Origin of the sequence: Rhizobium sp. NLR16a (assembly GCF_017948245.1) — a bacterium.
Lineage (GTDB): Bacteria > Pseudomonadota > Alphaproteobacteria > Rhizobiales > Rhizobiaceae > Rhizobium.
The window spans coordinates 124,507-142,568 of the sequence record NZ_CP072871.1 but is presented as its reverse complement, the minus strand read 5'-3'; the positions used below and the strand labels follow the sequence as shown (position 1 = coordinate 142,568).

The window sequence follows — 18,062 nt, the reverse complement described above, 5'->3', positions numbered from 1 at the left end:
CAGGCGGGTCAGAACCCGGTGCGATCGGCAATGATACGCACCATTTCGTCGATGTCCCGATCGTGAATTTCGTGCCCGCCACCAACAAGCCGGTGCAGCTCAGCGCTCGGCGCGACACAGGTGAAGGCCTCTCCGTGTTCGATCGGGAAGAGCGGATCCGACGTCCCGTGAATTACGAGAACCGGCACATCGATACCGGACGCATGCAACGTGGCGGCGCCATCCTCGCTCAACAGCATGAAATGGTTGATCGCGCTGACAAAGGACGCGGCGCGGCTCATGTCGCGTGCGATGAGGGCGGTTGCCGCCTCGGCATCGTGCGGATGCCTGGTGCCGGCCAGCATGGCTGAATCGCGGCGCAGGAAATCGGCGATGGTCCCAAGATCCGACCAGTCGAGACTTTCGGCAGCGGCGGAATGTTCCTTGTAAGCTTTGGTCGAAGAAGGCAGGCCGTCGACTCCGACCGGCGACGAGCTGATCACGGTAAGTGTCCGCACGCGCCGGCGGTGGCGCAATGCGGCCTCTTGCGCCACGAAACCGCCCATCGACATGCCCACCAGATGCGCGGCCTCAATTCCATAACCGTCGAGAACGGCGATGGCGTCGTCGGCCAGATCGCTAAACGAATAGTCCGGCTCGCCCGGCGGATAACACGTGGAAAGGCCGGTGTCGCGCTGGTCGTAGCGGATCACGTAGCGCCCTTGTGCGGCGAGTTCCTCGCAGAACCTTTCCGGCCACCACAGCATCGAAGACATCACCCCCATGATCAACAATACGGGCGGGTGGGCCGGATCGCCGAAGGCCTGGGTGTGCAGTTGCACATTTTCGAATGCGACGATCTTTTCGGCGACGAGAGTTGACCCGGTCATTTCCATACCCATCTTTCCGATTGCAATTCGCAACCAGTCTTAATCTTGCATAACTGATCCTCATATGCAATCTGTTTTGGCACGCGAAACCCCATCAGACTGAAGATTGATCCTCGAACAAAGCAAAGTGAGTGTTATGGCGTTGGATCGTGCCGACTTTTACGACGCGGAATTGGCGAGACACAATCGGCACCTGCGTATTGCTGCCGGCGTTGCCCCCGGTGACCTGGTGCTCGATATCGGCTGCGGCGCGGGACAGACGACGCGCGAGGCCGCCCGCGCCGCGCCGCAAGGAAAAGCGGTCGGAGTGGATACATCAGCCGAGATGCTCGAAGTCGCAAGGCGACGGAGTGCTGCGGAAGGTTTGCGAAATGTGGTATTCGAGCAGGCAGACGCGCAATTCCATGCCTTTCCGGCTGCCGGCTTCGACCTCTGCATCAGCCGGTTCGGCGTGATGTTTTTTGCCGATCCGGCGGCGGCATTTGCCAATATCGGCAGGGCGATGCGTCCGGGCGCCCGCCTTGTGTGGATGGTGTGGCAAAGCCGGGAGCATAACGAGTGGTCTGGCGCCATCCGGCAGGCCCTGGCGCCCGCAACTACGGTTTCGGCAGGTGGTCCCAATCCGTTTTCGCTTGGCAATCCTCCCATTGCGAAGGACCTTTTGAGTACCGCAGGTTTTACGTCGATCGATTTTGCCGACGTGCGAGAGCCGGTCTTCTATGGACCGGACGTCGATGCGGCGTCCGAGGCGCTCGCCGGCCTTTATCTTGTGAAGGACGCGCTCGCACGCACCGATGAGCCGCCCGGCAAACCGCTGCAGCGTCTGCGCGATTTGCTGGCGGCGCATATGGCGCCGGAGGGTGTGTTTTTCGACTCCCGCGCCTGGATCATCACAGCCCGCCGCGCGACGAGATAGCGCGCAGGCGTCGTCGCGTCTCAATAGCGCGGCGCGTAATCCAGACCACCATCGATCCGGGCCGGACGCCCGTCCAGGAAAAGCTCGCCGATGCGCGGCGCCGAGCGGACGATAACCTTGCCGCGGCGGATCACGGCCAGTCGGTTCGGCTTCAGCCGCAGCGCTTCCAGCGTATCGCGCGCCTGGAGGATGACGAGGTCGGCGTTGCATCCCTTCTCCAGGCCGTAACCTGAAAGGCCCATCGTCTTTGCCGAGTTGACCGTCAGGGCATCGAAGATCTTCTTCTTGTCTTCGATGCCGGCCATCTGCGCGACATGGATCGCCATATGGCCGACCTCCAGCATGTCGCCTGATCCCATCGAATACCACGGGTCCATGACGCAATCATGCCCGAAGGAAACGTTGAGCCCGGCATCCATCAACTCCCTCACGCGGGTCATGCCGCGGCGTTTCGGATAGGTATCGTGCCGGCCTTGCAGCATGATGTTGATCAGCGGATTGGGGATGACGTTGATCTTAGCCTCTGCCATCAGCGGGATGAGCTTGGAAACATAATAATTGTCCATCGAATGCATCGAGGTCAGATGCGAGCCAGCGACACGTCCCTGCAGTCCGAAGCGGATGGTTTGCGCGGCCAGCGTCTCGATATGGCGCGAGAGCGGATCGTCGGTTTCGTCGCAATGCATGTCGACCGGCAGGCCGCGATCGGCGGCGATACGGCAGAGCGCCTCGACCGAGGCCGTCCCTTCGCCCATCGTCCGTTCGAAGTGCGGAATGCCGCCGACGATGTCGACGCCCATGTCGAGAGCACGGTTGAGCGCGTCGATCGCGCCCGGCGAGCGGTAATAGCCGTCTTGCGGGAAGGCGACCAATTGCAGGTCGATATAGGGCGCGACCCTCTCGCGGACCTCGATCATCGCCTCGACCGTCACCAGCCTGGGATCGCTGGTATCGACATGGCTGCGGATGAAAAGCAGGCCTTGCGTCACCGCCAGATCGCAATAGCGCAGCGCGCGATCGACCAGTTCTTCCCTCGTCACGATGGGGCGCAGCTCGCCCCAAAGTGCTATGCCTTCGAGCAGCGTGCCGGAGACGTTCATGCGCGGCAGGCCGAGCGACAGGGTGGCGTCCATATGAAAATGCGGATCGACGAAAGGCGGGCTGATCAGCCTGCCGGTTGCATCGATTTCTTCGCCAGCCTGCGCCTGGAGATTGGGCTCGACGGCAAAGATCCTGCCGCCCTCGATGCCGATATCGATGCCGGTGCGGCCATCGGGGAGATTTGCGTTTCTGACGATCAGATCGAACATCGGAGCCTCGTTGGATGTGGACGGTCTCAGCGCTCGCCGCGGCGGTAGGGCTGCATCAGCGCCTGCGGAACGCGGGCGCGGCGGGCCATGACGGCAAGCGCGGCGATGGAGAGAATATAGGGCGTCATCAGGAAGAGCTGATAGGGCACAAGCCCGCTCAGCACGGTTTGCAGCCGAAGCTGAAAGGCATCGAAGAACGCGAAGAGCAGGGCGCCGAAAAGCGCCCGGCCCGGCCGCCAGGAGGCGAAGACGACGAGCGCGATGCAGATCCATCCGCGCCCCTGCACCATGGTCGGGAAGAAGCTGTTGAACGCCGACAAGGTCAGGAAGGCGCCGCCCATTCCCATCAGCGCGCTGCCGGCGATGACCGCGCCGTAACGCACCTTCATCGGATTGACGCCCTGGGCTTCCGCAGCATGCGGGTTTTCGCCGGTCATGCGGATCGCAAGCCCCATGGGCGTGCGGAAGATGATGTAGGCCATCAACAGGGCGATCAGGATCGCAAGATAGGTCGGCGCGGTCTGCGTGAAGAAGGCCGGGCCGATGAAAGGCAGCGTCGAGAGGACGGGAATGGCGATCGGCTGGAACGGCACGATGGTCGGCGGCGTATTGGCAAGCGGCACGATCAGCCGGAAGACATAATAACTGAAGCTCGATGCAAAGAGCGTGACGCCGAGACCGGAGACATGCTGCGAGAGGCCGAGCGTCACCGTCAGCCCCGCATGCAGCAGACCGAAGACGCCGCCGGCGATCGCAGCAATCAGCAGGCCGGTCCAAAGATCGGCGCCATGATAGACGGAAAGCCAGCCGATCATCGCGCCGAAGGTCATGATGCCTTCGATGCCGAGATTGAGCACACCCGCCCGTTCACAGAGCAGGGCGCCGAGCGTGCCGAAAATCAGCGGCGTGGCGATCCGCAGGATTGCCGCCCAGAGGCCGGCGGAGGCGATGATATCGAACAGCTGCATCATCGCCGGATCCTGTACTGGGTGAAGAACAACGCGATCAGCATCGTCAGCAGCGACAGCGCCACTGTGACATCGGCGATATAGGTCGGGATGCCGAGACCCCGGCTCATGCCGTCGGCGCCCACGAACATGGTGGCCGTGAAAATGGCGGCGAAGACGACACCGAGCGGATTGAGATTGGCAAGCATCGCCACCACGATGCCGGCGTAGCCGAAACCGGGCGACAGATCGGTCGTCACGTAACCCTTGACGCCCATCACCTCGATCGCGCCTGCAAGCCCCGCAAGCCCGCCCGAGAGGCAGGCGACCTTCACCAGCGTTCTGCCGAGGGGCACACCTGCGAAGACCGCGCCGGCGGGATTGAGGCCCGCAGCGCGGGACTGCATGCCGAACACCGTACGGGACTGAACGAAATGGACGACGACGGCAAGAACGATGGCGATCGAAAAGCCGATATGCAGGCGCGAGCGGGCGATCAGCTTCGGCAGCATGGCGTGATCGCTGACGGATTGCGACTGCGGCCAGCCGAAAGCGAGCGGATCCTTGAGAACCCCGTCGATCAGCATCGACACGAAAAGCACGGCGATGAAGTTGATGAGCAGGCTGGTGACGACCTCATCGACGGAAAAGCGCAGCCTGAGCCATAGCGGAACCAGGATCAGCACCATGCCGGCGATGGCGCCGATCAGCAGCAGGAGCGGGACGAGGATGGGCGCGGGAAGATTGCCCAGCAGTTTCGAACTTGCTGCCGCAACGGCAATGGCGCCGAGATAGAACTGGCCCTCGGCGCCAATATTCCAGAGCCGCGCCCGGAAGGCGACGGCGGCAGCAAGCCCGGTCAGCATCAGCGGCGTTGCCCGTGTCAGCGTTTCGGTCGCCGAAAGCCGCGAACCGAAGGCGCCGGTCAGAATGCGCCAATAGGCGTCGAGAACAGGTGCGCCGGCGATCGAGATCAAGATGCCCGCCAGCGCCAGCGCCGCGATGATGGCGATGACGGGGGTGGCGATCAGCAGGTAAAGCGGGCGGTGCTCGCGGCGCTCAAATCGCATGATCGGCCTCGCGGGTCTCTTGCCATTCGCCGGCCATCATCAGCCCCAGCCTGCGGGCGTCGGCGCCATCGGCGTCGACGGGCGGCGACAGCCGGCCGCCGACGATCGCCTGTATGCGGTCTGCAAGCGCAATCACCTCGTCAAGATCCTCCGAGATCAGCAGCACCGCAGTCCCCTGCCGACGAGCTTCCAGCAGGCGCGCATGCACGGCGGCAACCGCACCTTCATCGAGGCCGCGCGCAGGCTGCGCCGCGATCAGGATGCGCGGCCGCCGATATAGACTGCGCCCGAGAATGAGCTTTTGCATATTGCCGCCGGACAGCAGCCGCGCGCGGGTTGCCGGGCCGCCGCCGCGAACGTCGAAGCCGTCGATGATCTCGCGGGCAAAGGCCATGCCGGCCTTGCGGTTGACGAGGCCGCGGCGCGAGAAGGTGGGCGAAGCGATGCGCTCCAGCACCGCATTTTCCCAGATGGCCATTTCGCCGATCACGCCCTCATGGTTGCGGTCCTCGGGAATGCGGCCAATGCCGGCTTCGACGACATCGGCGACGCCGAGATGACCGACCGCTTCCCCGAACAGCCTGAGGTCGCCGCCGCTGCGCGCCAGCGTGCCGGACAGAAGGCGCGCCAACGCCGCCTGGCCATTGCCCGAAACGCCGATGATGCCGAGGATCTCGCCCTGATGCAGCCGAAAGCTGACCGATTTCAGCCGATCGACGCCGCCGGTGCGCACCGTCACGCCGTCCGCTTCGAGGGCAATGGCCCCGGGTGTCGACGGCTCGCGCACGGGCCGTGTGACGCGCCGCCCGACCATCAGTTCGGCGAGTTCCGCCTTGCTGGTTTCCGCTGCCCTGCGTTCGGCGACCATCTTGCCGCCGCGTAAGACGACGATGCGGTCGGCCGCAGCCATGACCTCATCGAGCTTGTGCGAGATAAAGATCAACGACAGGCCCTGGCGGGCCATTTCCTTCAGCGTCGTGAACAGCCGCTCGGCCTCGATGTTGGTCAGCACCGCCGTCGGCTCGTCGAGGATGAGGATGCGGGCGTCGTTGTAGAGCGCCTTGAGGATTTCCACTCGCTGCTGCTCACCGACCGACAGATCGCCAAGGCGAGCGTCGGGATCAACCGTGAGGCCGAAGCGCTCGGAAATGGCCAGGAGCTTCTTGCGCGCCGCTGACGTTGCCGAACGCCAGGACCATAGTCCCTCCGTGCCGGTCATGACATTTTCAAGGACCGTCAGATTGGGGGCGAGCGAGAAATGCTGGTGCACCATGCCGACGCCGGCGCGGATTGCCGCGCGCGGCTTTCCCTGCGGCAGCTCGGCGCCGTCGATCAGAATTCGGCCGGCATCCGGCACGTAATGGCCGAAAAGGATACTCATCAGCGTGGTCTTGCCGGCACCGTTCTCGCCGAGCAGGGCCACGATCTCGCCCTTGGCGAGGGTCATGGAAATATCGTCATTGGCGAGATTGGCGCCGAAGCGTTTGCTGACGCCGACAATCTCGAGAACAGACCCGGTCATGACAACAATCCCGCCACCGGAAACCGGTGCTGCCATCGCCCCTCGGCCTCCAGGCGTGCGGCAAGCGACAGAAGGCGTGGCTCGTGGCCCATAGGCGCCAAGAGCTGCAGCGGCAGCGGCATAGCCTGTTGATCCTGTCCGAAAGGGAGCGTCAAAGCAGGAAAACCCGAAATATTGGCCAGGCAGGCAAGCGGCGCGAATGCCGCCATTCGTTCGAGATGCAGTTCCGTGTCGGCATGATCGGACGGAAAGGAGCCGATCGCAAGGGGCGCGGCGGCGAGCATCGGCATCAGGATGCAATCGACCCTGTCGAACAGTGACCAGAGACGATGGCTCACCAGGACGGCGTCGCTCAGGGTGTTCCAGAGCATAATGGCCGACAGTGCCCGCCCGCGCGCCGCGAAAGCCTGCGTGAGAGGCTCGGCCCTGCTTTCATCGAGCACTGCCGCCTCGATGAGCGCGGCGAGGTTGACGGAAACGATATCGGCGAAGGCGCGGCTGCTGGCGATGACGCTCCATTCGAAGTCGGTCCAGGCGAGCGGGACGACGACATGTCCATCGTTCTCGAGCACGCGCACCGCCGCCTCGACGGCTGTGAGCCGATCGCCCTCGGTCGGGTAGGCCGACCCAGTATCGGTCAGCAAGCCGATCCGCAAACGGCCAGCGCCGGTATCGACAGGGGAGGGATCCGCAACAGGGCCGCGCGCATGACCGGTCAACCGGCTGAAAATCAGTGCCGTATCCCGCACCGAGCGGCAGACCGCGAGTTCGCTGGCGATGCCGGCGAGGTGGTTGCCGAAGGATGGTCCGCCCGGAATGGCGCCGCGGGTCGGCTTCAGTCCGACGAGGCCGCAACAGGCGGCCGGCACACGGATCGAGCCGCCGGCGTCGGTGGCATGGGCGATCGCGACGATCCCGGCCGCAACCGCCGCCGCAGCGCCGCCGGAGGAGCCGCCGGCGGTGCGGGCCGGATCGAGCGGATTGCGGCAGACAGGCCCGATTGCCGGTTCGCTGGCGAGCGAAAGGCCGAATTCCGGGCTCGTCGTCAAGCCGAACAGGCAGAAGCCAGCATCGCGGAACCGAGAAGCAAGATCGGAATCGGCTTCGCCGCCCTTTCGTTCGAAGAGGCGAGAACCAGCCGTCACCGGCAACCCGGCAAAGGGGCCGCCAAGATCTTTCGCCAAGGTCGGCACGCCGGGAAAGGGCCGGGCGGCAAAATCGCCGGGCGCGCTCTGCCGCTCCCGATCGCAGGCGTGCGCCGCGGCGAAACCCATGGCGGCATCGAGATAGGCGATCGCGCCGAGCGACTCATGCCGTGCGGCGGCCTCGAGGGAGATCTGCAACGCTTCTGCAGCACTCAGGCTGCCATGCCTGATCGCTGCCGCCAGTTCCGTCGCATCGCCCTGCATGGGGCGAACTACTTCGGCTCTTCCATCAACTTCGGAACTTCGAAGGTGCCGGCCTTGATCTCCGCCCGCTTGGCTTCCATCGCGGCCTCCGCCTCGGCAGGCGCCACGCCCTTGACGAAGACGATATCGCTGCCGCCTTCCTTCATCAGGCCGTAAGACGTGTAGTTCCTCCCGACTGGTTTGCCGGCAGCGACATCGGCGATCGCGGCATTGAGGATCGGGCGGAAATACCACATGGCGTTGGCAAACACCGTATCCGGATAACGCGGCGTGTAATCGACCAGCGAGCCGACCGACTTGATGCCGCGTTCCTTGGCAGCGTCGGCCGTGCCGATGCGCTCGCCGAACAGGATGTCGGCGCCGGCGTCGATCTGGGCAAGACCGGCTTCACGGGCCTTCGGCGGATCGAAAAAGGTGCCGATGAACGAGACGAGGTGCTTGGCATTGGGGTTGACCGCCTTGACGCCCGCGGCAAAGGCGTTGATCAGCATATTGACCTCGGGGATCGGAATGGCGCCGACCGAACCGACGATGTTCGACTTGGTCATCTTGCCCGCCAGCATGCCGGCGAGATAGGCGCCGTCATGGTTCCAGGTGCCGAAGACGCCAAAATTGTCGCCGGCCTGCTCGCCGCTTGAACCCAGCACGAAAGCGGTATCGGGATAATCGGCCGCGACCTGCCGCGCCTCCTTTTCCACCGCATAGGCCTCGCCGATAATCAGCTTGTTGCCCTGTTCGGCATATTCACGCATGGCGCGGGGATAATCGGTGCCGGAGACGCCCTCGGAGAAGACATATTCGATGACGCCGTCCTTGGCCGCATCCTGGAGGGCCTTGTGCAGACAGGAGTTCCAGGCATTTTCAACCGGCGACGCATGGATGCCGGCAACTTTCAACGGCGCAGCAGCCCTGGCCAGCGGGGCGAAGCCGCTGACGCCAAGCGCAATGCCCGATGCGATGACTGCCCGGCGTGAAATCAGGATGTCTTTGGTCATTGATTGCTCCCCTTTTTTTACCATTTGGTTCAAAAATCATAGCAACGCCCAAAAATGTGTCAAGCAACGAATGAGCTTAAAAATCAGGCTGATCGGTCGCCACGACCTGGCTGAAAGAACGAGATATGGCAGGGCTGCACGCGCGGTGCCGCCGTGCTTCTCGGGCCGGGTTTGCAGGGCTTGGCGCGACGACTCCGGCAGGCTATGCATAGATCAATTGGGTTGGGGAAATTGAAATGGGTGAAGAAGAAGACGCCTCGGGGCGGCCGATCGCGAGCCGGTCGTCGTCCTGGCCGGTCGCGCTCGTCCGTCGCCTTCTCGTGCTGTTCGTCCGGATCATGGTCGGCGCCCGAAGCGAGTGGCGGGGCTGTACGCCCGACCCCCGCCGCCGCATCTATTTCGCCAATCACAACAGCCATGTCGATACCGTTGCCGTCATGGCTGCGCTGCCGTGGCCGGTGCGGCGGCTGACCCACCCGGTCGCGGCGCGCGATTACTGGGGAACGAGCGCTTTTCGGCGTTTCATTGCCGAGAAAGGCCTGCGCGCCGTCCTGATAGACCGCAAGCCTCTGCCCGAGAGCAACCCGTTGGAGCCGGTCGAGCGCCTGCTCGAGGAGGGGCGCTCGGTCCTGATCTTCCCGGAAGGCACGAGAAGCGCCAGCGAGGAGATCGCCCCGTTCCGCAGCGGCATCTATCGCCTTGCCTGCCGTTTCCCCGATGTCGATCTCGTGCCGATCCATCTCGACAATCTTCAGCGCATCCTGCCGAAGGGAAGCTGGCTCATCGTGCCGATCACCTGCACGGCGCGCTTCGGCAAGCCGCTGCGCATCGAACCGGGCGAAGCAAAGGACGTGTTCCTGGCCCGCGCCCGTGCAGCAGTCATCGAGTTGGCGGACGGAAAGCACATCGCATGAGCAGCTTTTTCTCCATCGTGCTTGCCGCAATCCTCGGTCTGCTGGCGGTCGCCTCGGCCATCGGCTTCATCCTTCAGCGGCGCGCGACCGAGCCCGGATCCGTCGCGACCGTCCACAATCTCAATGCCCGAATCCGCTCCTGGTGGATCATGGTGGCAATATTCGGCGGTGCGATACTGCTCGGCGATACTGCGGTGGTCGTCCTCTTCGCATTCCTGTCCTTCATGGCGCTTCGCGAATTCTGGACGCTGACGCCATCGCGGCGCGGCGATCACCTGGCGCTGTTCCTGTCCTTCTTCGTCGTGCTGCCGGTGCACTATGTGCTACTCGGGACACTCTGGTACGGCCTCTTCGCGATCTTCATCCCGGTCTATGCCTTCCTGATCCTGCCAGCAGTGGCGACTTTGACAGGCGACGTCAACGAATTCCTGGCGCGCACCGCCAGGGTGCAATGGGGATTGATGCTGACAGTCTATTCGATCAGCCATGCTCCCGCACTTCTGATGCTGCAGACCGGCACGCCCTCGGCCCTTCTCCTGGTCTATCTCGTCATCGTCGTGCAGCTCAGCGACGTCTTCCAATATGTCTGGGGCAAGCTTCTCGGAAAACATCGTTTCTCGCCGAATATCAGCCCATCGAAAACGCTCGAAGGCCTCTTCGGCGGCGGCGCCTCGGCCATCCTTGTCGGAACGCTGCTCTATCGCCTGACGCCGTTCTCGCCGCTGCAGGCGGCGGCCGTCAGCACGGTCATCGTCGTCGCGGGCTTCTTCGGCGGCTTCGTACTCTCGGCGATCAAGCGCGACCTCAACGCCAAGGACTGGGGTTATGTAATCGAGGGTCACGGCGGCGTGCTCGACCGCTTGGACTCTATCACCTTCGCCGCGCCGCTGTTCTTCCACATCGTCCGCTACTGGTACACAACCTGAAGAGACGCACGTGGCCAATTTCTAAAGCCGGTCGATATTCTGGAGACTATCGAACAGCCGTTGCTGGACCTCGCGCTCCTGGCGGCTGATCGCCGTCATGAGCTTGCTCATCGTTCCTCGCAGGCCGTGGAGCTGGTCGACCAGGTTCATGACGACGTCGACGCCGGCCTCGTTGACACCCATATTGCCGATGAGATCGAGGATGAGCTGGGCACGGGCGACGTCAACTTCGCGAAACTGCCGCCCTCCGCTCGACGTCTCCGGGATCAGCCAGCCGTGTTCGATCCAGAAGTCGAGCTGGACGACATCGATTTTCAAGTAAAGACGGAATTCGAGATCATCCATGATCAGGCCTCCATGTTCTTTCTCGGATCGTATGGATGTGCGGCCGCCCATTCCTCCACCAGAGACGTGAGCCGCTCGTCGGGGCGGTCGGGCAATACGATCTTCAGGGTGACGTAGACGTCGCCGTGTCCACCGCCGCGTTTCGGAGCACCCTTGCCTTTGAGACGCAACACTTTGCCGGTGTTGGAATGCGGCGGCAGCGTCAGGCTGACCGGTCCGGACGGCGTCGGTGCCCGAACCTTGCCGCCGAGCACGGCTTCGCTGAGCGAAATCGGCAGTTCCAGGCGGATGTCGTCGCCGTCACGCGTGAAGAAGCGATGGGGCCGCACGCGAATCTCGATCAGCGCATCGCCCGTTGGCCCACCGCCAATGCCCGGTTCACCCTTGCCGCGCAGCCGCAAGGTTTGGCCGTCGCGGGTTCCCGGCGGGATCTGCACCTCGAGCGCGGGGCCATTGGGAAACTTGATCTCGGTCTTGGCGCCGTTGACGGCCTCGAGAAAATCGACCTCCATGGAGAACCGCCGATCCTGACCCTGGCTGCGCGACCGGCCACCGCCGGTGCGGCGCGAAAAGAAGCTCGCAAAGATGTCATCGGCGTCGCCGAAATCGGCGAAGCCGGCGCTGTTGTGATAGGGATCGTTGGGACCGCTTGCCGCGGCATAATCGCGATAATAGTTGCGCTGGGCCCGCTCGGCGCCCGACATATCGATCTCGCCGCGGTCGAAGCGGCCGCGCTTTTCCTCATCGCTCAAAATCTCGTAGGCGGTCGAAATTTCCTTGAACCTGTCCTCGGCGCGTTTGTCGCCGGGGTTGAGGTCGGGGTGAAGTTTCTTGGCGAGCTTGCGGAAGGCGCTTTGAATATCCTTCTGCGTCGCATCTCGCTTCACGCCCAGAAGCTCATAAGGATCCTGGCTCATGCATATCTCCGGTCGGGCAGTGAATACTGCTGGTTGGGTTGGCATTGATATAGGTTGCCGGGCCGCCGCAGGGGAGGGGATGCCAAGCGTCAAAATCCCGTCATGCCATGATCGGCGGAGGCTCGCCAGGATCAGAGCGAAACGACGTCTTCTGTTTGAGCCGCAGAATCTTCTCCGGCATGATCGAGGCGCCGGTCGATGAGAACCGAGCACCCTGCATGGCGCACGACCTTCTCGACGATCGAGGAGAAGACATAGTCGGTGATATCGGGCACGTGGGATGACAGCAGGATGAGATCGGCTGCTCTCTCCCTTGCGGCCGAGACGAGCAGCGAGGCGGCAACGCCGATGCGAACTTCGATCATCGCCGGGATGTCCAGCTCCTTGCACAGCGACGCAAGTTTCCGTTCGGCGTCGATAATGGCAGCCGTCTCGAATTCCTCGGGGACGCCGGTCAGGTGGTGGCGCGGGATATTCTCGATGACATGCATGACGACGATCGTTCCGCCTTCATCCACCAGCGCCGCAGCCCGGCGCAGCAGACGGTTGGCCGTCTGTCTCGAGCCCATGCCGATGCAGCAGATGATCGTGCGATACATTGAGATCAATATCCTCGAATGCGAGTCATTTGCCTGATCATAAGGCTATCCACAGCGCCTGCTTTGACTAAAGTCAAGCCGGACTGCCGCCGGCATATTGGCAACCATCGGCCGCCTCAAGACGAGAATTCAGCCGCATTGTCGCAGTTGACGACCGCCCGATCGGCGGTAACTCTCATGCGGGTGCCGTCACAACATCGAGGTTTCAGATGCCGAGCTTTGCCATTATCGGAGCGGGCGCAATGGGAAGCGCGGTCGCCAAACGATTGATCGAGCATGGCGCTACGGTGCTGACTTGCCTCGATGGCCGAAGCGAGCAGACGATCGTGCGAGCCAAGACAACCGGCATGGTGCCGGTCGGCCGCCAAGAGCTGACCGAAGCCGAGCTGATCCTGTCGATCGTTCCGCCAGCTGAGGCACTCAGAGTCGCCGAACTGGTTGCCGACATATCGGCGAGGACGCCGGCGCCGCCCTTCATCGACCTCAATGCAATTGCACCGAAGACAATGCAGACGCTTGCAGCCCGGTTCGACGGCATCGGCGTGACGGTGCTGGACGGCGCTATCATCGGAGGGCCGCCGGTTGCCGGAAAATCAGGTCCGACCCTTTATGTCAGCGGCGACGGCGCGGAGCGAAGCAGACTGCTCGAAGATTACGGCTTACGGGTCCGCAGGCTGGACGGACCGCTCGGCGCAGCTTCGGCGCTGAAAATGTGTTATGCCGGCATCAACAAGGGATTTATCGGCCTTGGCGCTGCCATGCTGCTTGCCGCATCGCGCTCGGGCGCGGTTGAGAGCCTGAAGGCCGAGCTCTCCGAAAGCCTTCCCGATTTCGACCGCAAGCTGTCGAAATCCATTCCAGACATGTATCCCAAGGCCTATCGTTGGGTTGCCGAAATGCAGGAGATTGCCGATTTCCTCGGAGAGGGCGATCCGGCGGCAACCATCTTCCGCGGCATGGCGGATGTTTTCTCCAGGTTGGCGGAGGATGTGGAAGGCAGCCGCGCCCTCGTCGCACAGCTGGACCAGATCCTTCGCTCCCAGCAAGCCTCTGGCGCGATGGTCATGCCATAGCTCATCGCCGGCCGTTGGCGTGCAGCCGGACGAAGCCGCGCCTATATCTTTGCGAAGTCCTCGACCTGCGCCCTGATCGCGACCTCGGTCGGCAAGCGTTCCATCGAGCTTGCCCCGTAAAAGCCGTTGCAGCCCTTGCAGCGGGCGAGCACATGGGCCGCATCCGCGGGCATGGCGATTGGCCCGCCGTGGCAGAGCACGATGACGTCGTTGCGCACCGATCTTGCGGCATCCGACCACGCGTTGATCTTTTCCACGCAGCCGTCGAGCGTCAGCGCCGTTTCGGCGCCGATCGCGCCCCCGGTGGTCAGGCCGAGATGGCAGACGACGATGTCGGCGCCGGCCTTGGTCATGGCCACGGCGTCGTCGCTGCTGAAGACGTAAGGGGTCGTCAGCATGTCCTTGGCGTGGGCGCGGGCGATGATGTCGATTTCCAGATCGAAGCCCATGCCGGTCTCTTCGAGATTGGCGCGGAAGGTGCCGTCGATCAGCCCGATGGTCGGGAAATTCTGAATGCCGGCAAAACCCATTGCCCTCAATTCGTCGAGGAAGTGATCGGGAAGCATGAAGGGGTCGGTGCCGTTGACGCCGGCAAGCACCGGCGTATGGCGCACAACCGGCAGCACCTCGCGGCCCATCTCCTTGACGATCTCATTGGCATTGCCATAGGCCAGCAGGCCGGCCAGCGAGCCGCGCCCGGCCATGCGGTAACGGCCGGAATTATAGATCACGATCAGGTCGATGCCGCCGGCTTCCTCGCTCTTGGCGGAAAGGCCGGTGCCGGCGCCACCGCCGATGATCGGCCGGCCCTCGGCGATCTTCCGTCGAAGCTTGGTCAATATGTCGTTTCTATCGATACGGGTCAAAACTCTCTCCTCAGGCATGGATCTCATGGAAGCCGGCGACGAGTGCGACGGCAAATTCCGGGCTGTTGATATGGGCATCGACCTCGACGAGGCGCCTGTTCGGCGCGTCGTGCCAGCCGGTCCGGATGGCGGAAAACAGTGCCGCGTCGGCTTCGGGATCGTGGAACGGCTGACCGGCGGCGTCGATTGCCGAAACGCCCTGAAGCGGCAGCAGGAAACGAACCGGCCCCTGCATCCGGTTGAGCCGGTCGACGATGAAGGCGCCGATCCTGCTGTTCTCTTCCGGCGTGGTTCGCATCAGTGTCACCTGCGCGTTGTGGATGTGGAGCCTGCGGTCGCGGAAGGCTGCCGGCACCGTTTCCCGCGCGCCGAAATTCACCATGTCGACGGCACCGACCGAGCCGACATAGGGCAGGCCGGTGCGGACGATGGCACCGAAGCGATCCTCGGTCGCCGGAAAAACACCGCCGACAAGGAGATCGGGAACCTCCGTCGTCGTCACGTCGATCACGCCCTGCAGCAGACCGGAATCGGCAAGCTTCTCCATCGACTGGCCGCCGACGCCGGTGGCATGGAAGACGTAGATTTCATGCGTCTCGCCGAGCATCTCCCGAACCTGGGTGACGCAGGAAGTGGTGACGCCGAACATGGTCATGCCGATGCCCGGCCGGTCATCCGCCGAGGCGGGAATGGGGTTGCGGACCATGCCGGCCGCCGCATTGGCGGCATTGCCGATCACCTTGCGCGAGATGGCATTCAGGCCGGCGACGTCGACGACCGAATACATCATGGTGAGGTCGTTCGGCCCGACATAGGGCGCGACATTGCCTGAGGCGACCGTCGAGACCATCAGTTTCGGCACCCCGATCGGCAGTGCCCGCATCGCCTCCGTGACCAGTGCGGTATTACCGGTTCCGCCAAGACCGAGCACGGCACCGATGTCGCCACGCGAATTGAGAAAAGCCGTCAACGCCTTGGCCATGGCCGAAACCGCTGTCCCCCGGTCCGTTTGTCCAAGGACGGCCGCCGCACCGGCGGGATGAAATTGGGCGACTACGCGCACCTTGATATCGGCGTCCGCGCCGTCCCCCAGCGTGCCGACATCGACCAGCACCGCATCGGCTCCGGCCGAAAGAACCACCTCCTTGGCATAGTTCAATTCAGCGCCCTTGGTGTCGCAGGTACCGACGATATAGACCTTTCCCATTGTTTTTCCTCCTCTTTTCGATCAATTTTCACATACTTCGATAAAGTTCCTGCTTTTTGTATTTTCCATATTGTATATTATTTCGCATATTGCATACTTAAATCATGAACGCCAGACGGAAACAGAAATCATGAACGCACCTCGCCACCTCACCCTTCGTGAACGGATCTACGAGGAGATCGTTCGCCTGATCGTCTCCGGCGAACTGCCGAGCGGCGTCTCGATCGATGAGAAGGAATTGACGGAGCGCCTGCAGGTCAGCCGCACGCCGTTCCGCGAGGCCATAGGAACGCTTGCCAAGGAAGGACTGATCGAGATCAGGCCGTATCGCGGCTTCTTCGTGCGCAGCTTCACGCCGAAGGAGATCGACGACCTCTATAATCTGCGCAAGACTCTCGAATGCTTCGCCGTCGAGCTCGCCGTTCCGGAGATGAGCGACCGGCATATCGCAAACTTCGAGCGCATCCTGGATGAGGCGGTGGCGGCACTGCGCCGCGGCGACATGGCGACCTATGGCATCCGCGACAAGGAATTTCACGAGACCATCGCCGACCTTTCGGGAAGCGCGCCGCTGGTCGAAACGCTGGCGCGGCTCGCGCTGCAGATCCAGATCTGCCGCTCGATCGCCAATGAGAGTCGTGACCTGGCCGAAAGGGCCGCCGAGGAGCGCGATCAGATCCTGCAGGCTTTCCGGGCGCGCGACATCGCCGGCGCCAAGGTGCTGATGCACGCGCATATCAGCGACGTCCAGCAGGCCGTCATGGCGCGCTTTCAGAAAGAAAATCCGGCGCGTTAGCCGGGTGAATGAAGGAGAGGGAGGTCTCCTTTCAACGAGCGGAAAACGTGGCCAAGGAGCGGCCCGGAGGAGGGAACAATGCTGAAATTTCTGGCCCGGACAACGGCACTGGCGGCGATGATCGCCGTAAGCTTGCCGGCGCATGCCGAGACCCTGAAAATGTGGGGTCCGGAGCAGATCACCGAACCGCTGGTCGCGCAGCTCTGGAACGGCATCAAGGTCGATTTCGAGAAGGCCAATCCCGGTGTAACGGTTGAATTCATGCCGCCGACCGGCACGATCAGCAACGGCGCGGTGCAGGCGGCGATCCAGTCGGATGCCGGGCCTGACGTAATCCTCACCAATTCCGGTATCGGCCGCATCAGCGTCGTCAAAAACGCCAAGCAGGTCGTGCCGCTCACCGAACAATATGAAAAGCGCGGCTGGAAGGATGAGATCTATCCCTGGCTCTACACCGAGCTGAAGGGCCAGTTCGGCGGGGAAATCTACGAGGTTCCGGATGGGCTCGATGCTCTCGGCATCTGGTATCACAAAGATCTCTTCGCGCAGGCGGGCTGGAAAATGCCGGCGACGTGGGCCGAGTTCGAAACGCTGATGAAGGCGATCGAAGAAACCGGGCTGCAGCCGATCGCCATCGGTCCGCGCACACCGGGCAGCGCCGGCCACCTCTTCGGCAACCTACTGCAATCGGCGAGCGGCAAGGAAGTGATCGGCAAGGCGCTGCGCCGCGAGATCGCTTTCGACGACCCATCGGTCGCCGCCGGCGCCGTCCGGCTGCAGAAGCTGATCGAGGCGGGCTATATCAAGAAGGAAATGGCAGGCCTCGATCTCGACGGCGCCTCGCGCCTCTGGTTCAACAAGCGTGCGGCCATGTTCGTTGCCGGTCCCTGGTTCACCGCCAATGCCCGCAAGGCCGGCTACGACCTCGCCAACGCCGGTTATGCGCCCATGCCTTCTGACATCAAGGGTGCTGATATCCCCACCGGCGGCGTCGGCTGGAGCTGGCTCGTTCCGGTCAACTCAAAGCAGCCGGAGCTTGCGATGAAGTGGATCGACTTCATGCTTTCGGATGCCGTGATGAAGAAGCGCGCGCAGGATCCGGCAAGCACGATGATCTATCCGCGCGAAATTCCCGGTGTCGAGCCGCCGACCCCCGTGCTGAAGGACATCTTCGCGGCTGCCGCAGGCGGCGTCGGCTACAATCCGAGCGTCTATCTGCCAGGCCCCGTGCTCGACACCTACTTCCAGGTCATTCAGGGCCTGATCTCCGGCCAGATCGGCGGCGAGGACGGCATGAAGCAGATCCAGGCGAAGATGGCAGAGGCGAAATAGTGGTCATCCCAGAAACGCCCGGCGGCAAGGTCGTGGCTCCTCTCAGCAC

Annotated in this window: 18 protein-coding genes; 6 read left to right on the top strand and 12 right to left on the bottom strand. The window is 63.1% G+C overall.

Features of this window, described 5'->3' with window-relative positions; genetic code table 11:
• Window positions 1–8: 8 nt before the first annotated feature.
• A complete protein-coding gene (locus J7U39_RS31045; protein ID WP_210633587.1) occupies window positions 9–875 on the bottom strand; it encodes an alpha/beta hydrolase in 867 nt (288 codons plus the stop codon).
• 130 nt (window positions 876–1,005) lie between these two features.
• On the opposite strand from J7U39_RS31045, the gene J7U39_RS31040 reads away from it, so the two are divergent.
• The gene (locus J7U39_RS31040) at window positions 1,006–1,785 is read left to right on the top strand and encodes a class I SAM-dependent methyltransferase (RefSeq protein WP_210633586.1); all 780 of its coding nucleotides are present in this window, start codon (window positions 1,006–1,008) and stop codon (window positions 1,783–1,785) included.
• Window positions 1,786–1,805: 20 nt separating this feature from the next.
• On the opposite strand, the gene J7U39_RS31035 is transcribed toward J7U39_RS31040, so the two are convergent.
• From J7U39_RS31035 to J7U39_RS31010, 6 genes are read right to left on the bottom strand one after another with little or no spacing between them, the layout of a single operon-like run.
• Window positions 1,806–3,095, bottom strand: coding sequence for an amidohydrolase family protein (locus J7U39_RS31035; protein ID WP_210633585.1), 1,290 nt, complete (start codon window positions 3,093–3,095; stop codon window positions 1,806–1,808).
• Between the two features lie 26 nt (window positions 3,096–3,121).
• Window positions 3,122–4,066, bottom strand: a complete 945-nt coding sequence (locus J7U39_RS31030; RefSeq protein ID WP_210633584.1) for an ABC transporter permease — start codon at window positions 4,064–4,066, stop codon at window positions 3,122–3,124.
• A complete protein-coding gene (locus tag J7U39_RS31025) occupies window positions 4,063–5,112 on the bottom strand; it encodes an ABC transporter permease (RefSeq protein WP_210633583.1) in 1,050 nt (349 codons plus the stop codon). Before J7U39_RS31025 ends, J7U39_RS31030 begins: the two co-directional genes overlap by 4 nt.
• Window positions 5,102–6,634 (bottom strand): ABC transporter ATP-binding protein, encoded by a 1,533-nt coding sequence (locus J7U39_RS31020; protein WP_210633582.1) that lies wholly within the window; start codon window positions 6,632–6,634, stop codon window positions 5,102–5,104. The genes J7U39_RS31025 and J7U39_RS31020 overlap by 11 nt, the downstream gene beginning before the upstream one ends.
• On the bottom strand, window positions 6,631–8,043 hold the full coding sequence (locus J7U39_RS31015) for an amidase (protein ID WP_210633581.1): 1,413 nt from the start codon (window positions 8,041–8,043) through the stop codon (window positions 6,631–6,633). Before J7U39_RS31015 ends, J7U39_RS31020 begins: the two co-directional genes overlap by 4 nt.
• A gap of 8 nt (window positions 8,044–8,051) precedes the next feature.
• On the bottom strand, window positions 8,052–9,038 hold the full coding sequence (locus J7U39_RS31010) for a BMP family protein (protein WP_210633580.1): 987 nt from the start codon (window positions 9,036–9,038) through the stop codon (window positions 8,052–8,054).
• Window positions 9,039–9,274: 236 nt separating this feature from the next.
• On the opposite strand from J7U39_RS31010, the gene J7U39_RS31005 reads away from it, so the two are divergent.
• Both J7U39_RS31005 and J7U39_RS31000 read left to right on the top strand, forming a co-directional pair.
• Window positions 9,275–9,952, top strand: a complete 678-nt coding sequence (locus tag J7U39_RS31005) for a lysophospholipid acyltransferase family protein (protein ID WP_247241822.1) — start codon at window positions 9,275–9,277, stop codon at window positions 9,950–9,952.
• Window positions 9,949–10,878 carry a phosphatidate cytidylyltransferase gene (locus J7U39_RS31000; RefSeq protein WP_210633579.1) on the top strand — a complete coding sequence of 310 codons (930 nt, stop codon included), beginning with the start codon at window positions 9,949–9,951 and terminating at the stop codon, window positions 10,876–10,878. Before J7U39_RS31005 ends, J7U39_RS31000 begins: the two co-directional genes overlap by 4 nt.
• Before the next feature lie 21 nt (window positions 10,879–10,899).
• Here the strand turns inward: J7U39_RS31000 and J7U39_RS30995 are convergent, their stop codons facing one another.
• The 3 genes from J7U39_RS30995 to J7U39_RS30985 form a co-directional block, all read right to left on the bottom strand.
• A complete protein-coding gene (locus tag J7U39_RS30995) occupies window positions 10,900–11,223 on the bottom strand; it encodes a chaperone modulator CbpM (RefSeq protein ID WP_210633578.1) in 324 nt (107 codons plus the stop codon).
• A 2-nt stretch (window positions 11,224–11,225) separates the two neighbouring features.
• Window positions 11,226–12,140 (bottom strand): J domain-containing protein, encoded by a 915-nt coding sequence (locus tag J7U39_RS30990; protein ID WP_210633577.1) that lies wholly within the window; start codon window positions 12,138–12,140, stop codon window positions 11,226–11,228.
• Between the two features lie 131 nt (window positions 12,141–12,271).
• Window positions 12,272–12,739, bottom strand: a complete 468-nt coding sequence (locus J7U39_RS30985) for a universal stress protein (RefSeq protein WP_210633576.1) — start codon at window positions 12,737–12,739, stop codon at window positions 12,272–12,274.
• Window positions 12,740–12,948: 209 nt separating this feature from the next.
• Here J7U39_RS30985 and J7U39_RS30980 point away from each other — a divergent pair, with 209 nt between their 5' ends.
• Window positions 12,949–13,812, top strand: a complete 864-nt coding sequence (locus J7U39_RS30980) for an NAD(P)-dependent oxidoreductase (RefSeq protein ID WP_210633575.1) — start codon at window positions 12,949–12,951, stop codon at window positions 13,810–13,812.
• 41 nt (window positions 13,813–13,853) lie between these two features.
• On the opposite strand, the gene J7U39_RS30975 is transcribed toward J7U39_RS30980, so the two are convergent.
• Both J7U39_RS30975 and J7U39_RS30970 read right to left on the bottom strand, forming a co-directional pair.
• The gene (locus tag J7U39_RS30975; protein WP_210633574.1) at window positions 13,854–14,696 is read right to left on the bottom strand and encodes a phosphoenolpyruvate hydrolase family protein; all 843 of its coding nucleotides are present in this window, start codon (window positions 14,694–14,696) and stop codon (window positions 13,854–13,856) included.
• On the bottom strand, window positions 14,689–15,885 hold the full coding sequence (locus J7U39_RS30970) for a Tm-1-like ATP-binding domain-containing protein (RefSeq protein WP_210633573.1): 1,197 nt from the start codon (window positions 15,883–15,885) through the stop codon (window positions 14,689–14,691). The genes J7U39_RS30975 and J7U39_RS30970 overlap by 8 nt, the downstream gene beginning before the upstream one ends.
• Before the next feature lie 130 nt (window positions 15,886–16,015).
• Here J7U39_RS30970 and J7U39_RS30965 point away from each other — a divergent pair, with 130 nt between their 5' ends.
• Together J7U39_RS30965 and J7U39_RS30960 are read left to right on the top strand one after the other, a co-directional pair.
• Window positions 16,016–16,681: a GntR family transcriptional regulator gene (locus tag J7U39_RS30965; RefSeq protein WP_210633572.1), complete on the top strand. Its 666-nt coding sequence runs from the start codon at window positions 16,016–16,018 to the stop codon at window positions 16,679–16,681.
• A gap of 78 nt (window positions 16,682–16,759) precedes the next feature.
• Window positions 16,760–18,013, top strand: coding sequence for an extracellular solute-binding protein (locus J7U39_RS30960; protein WP_210633571.1), 1,254 nt, complete (start codon window positions 16,760–16,762; stop codon window positions 18,011–18,013).
• Window positions 18,014–18,062: the final 49 nt, after the last annotated feature.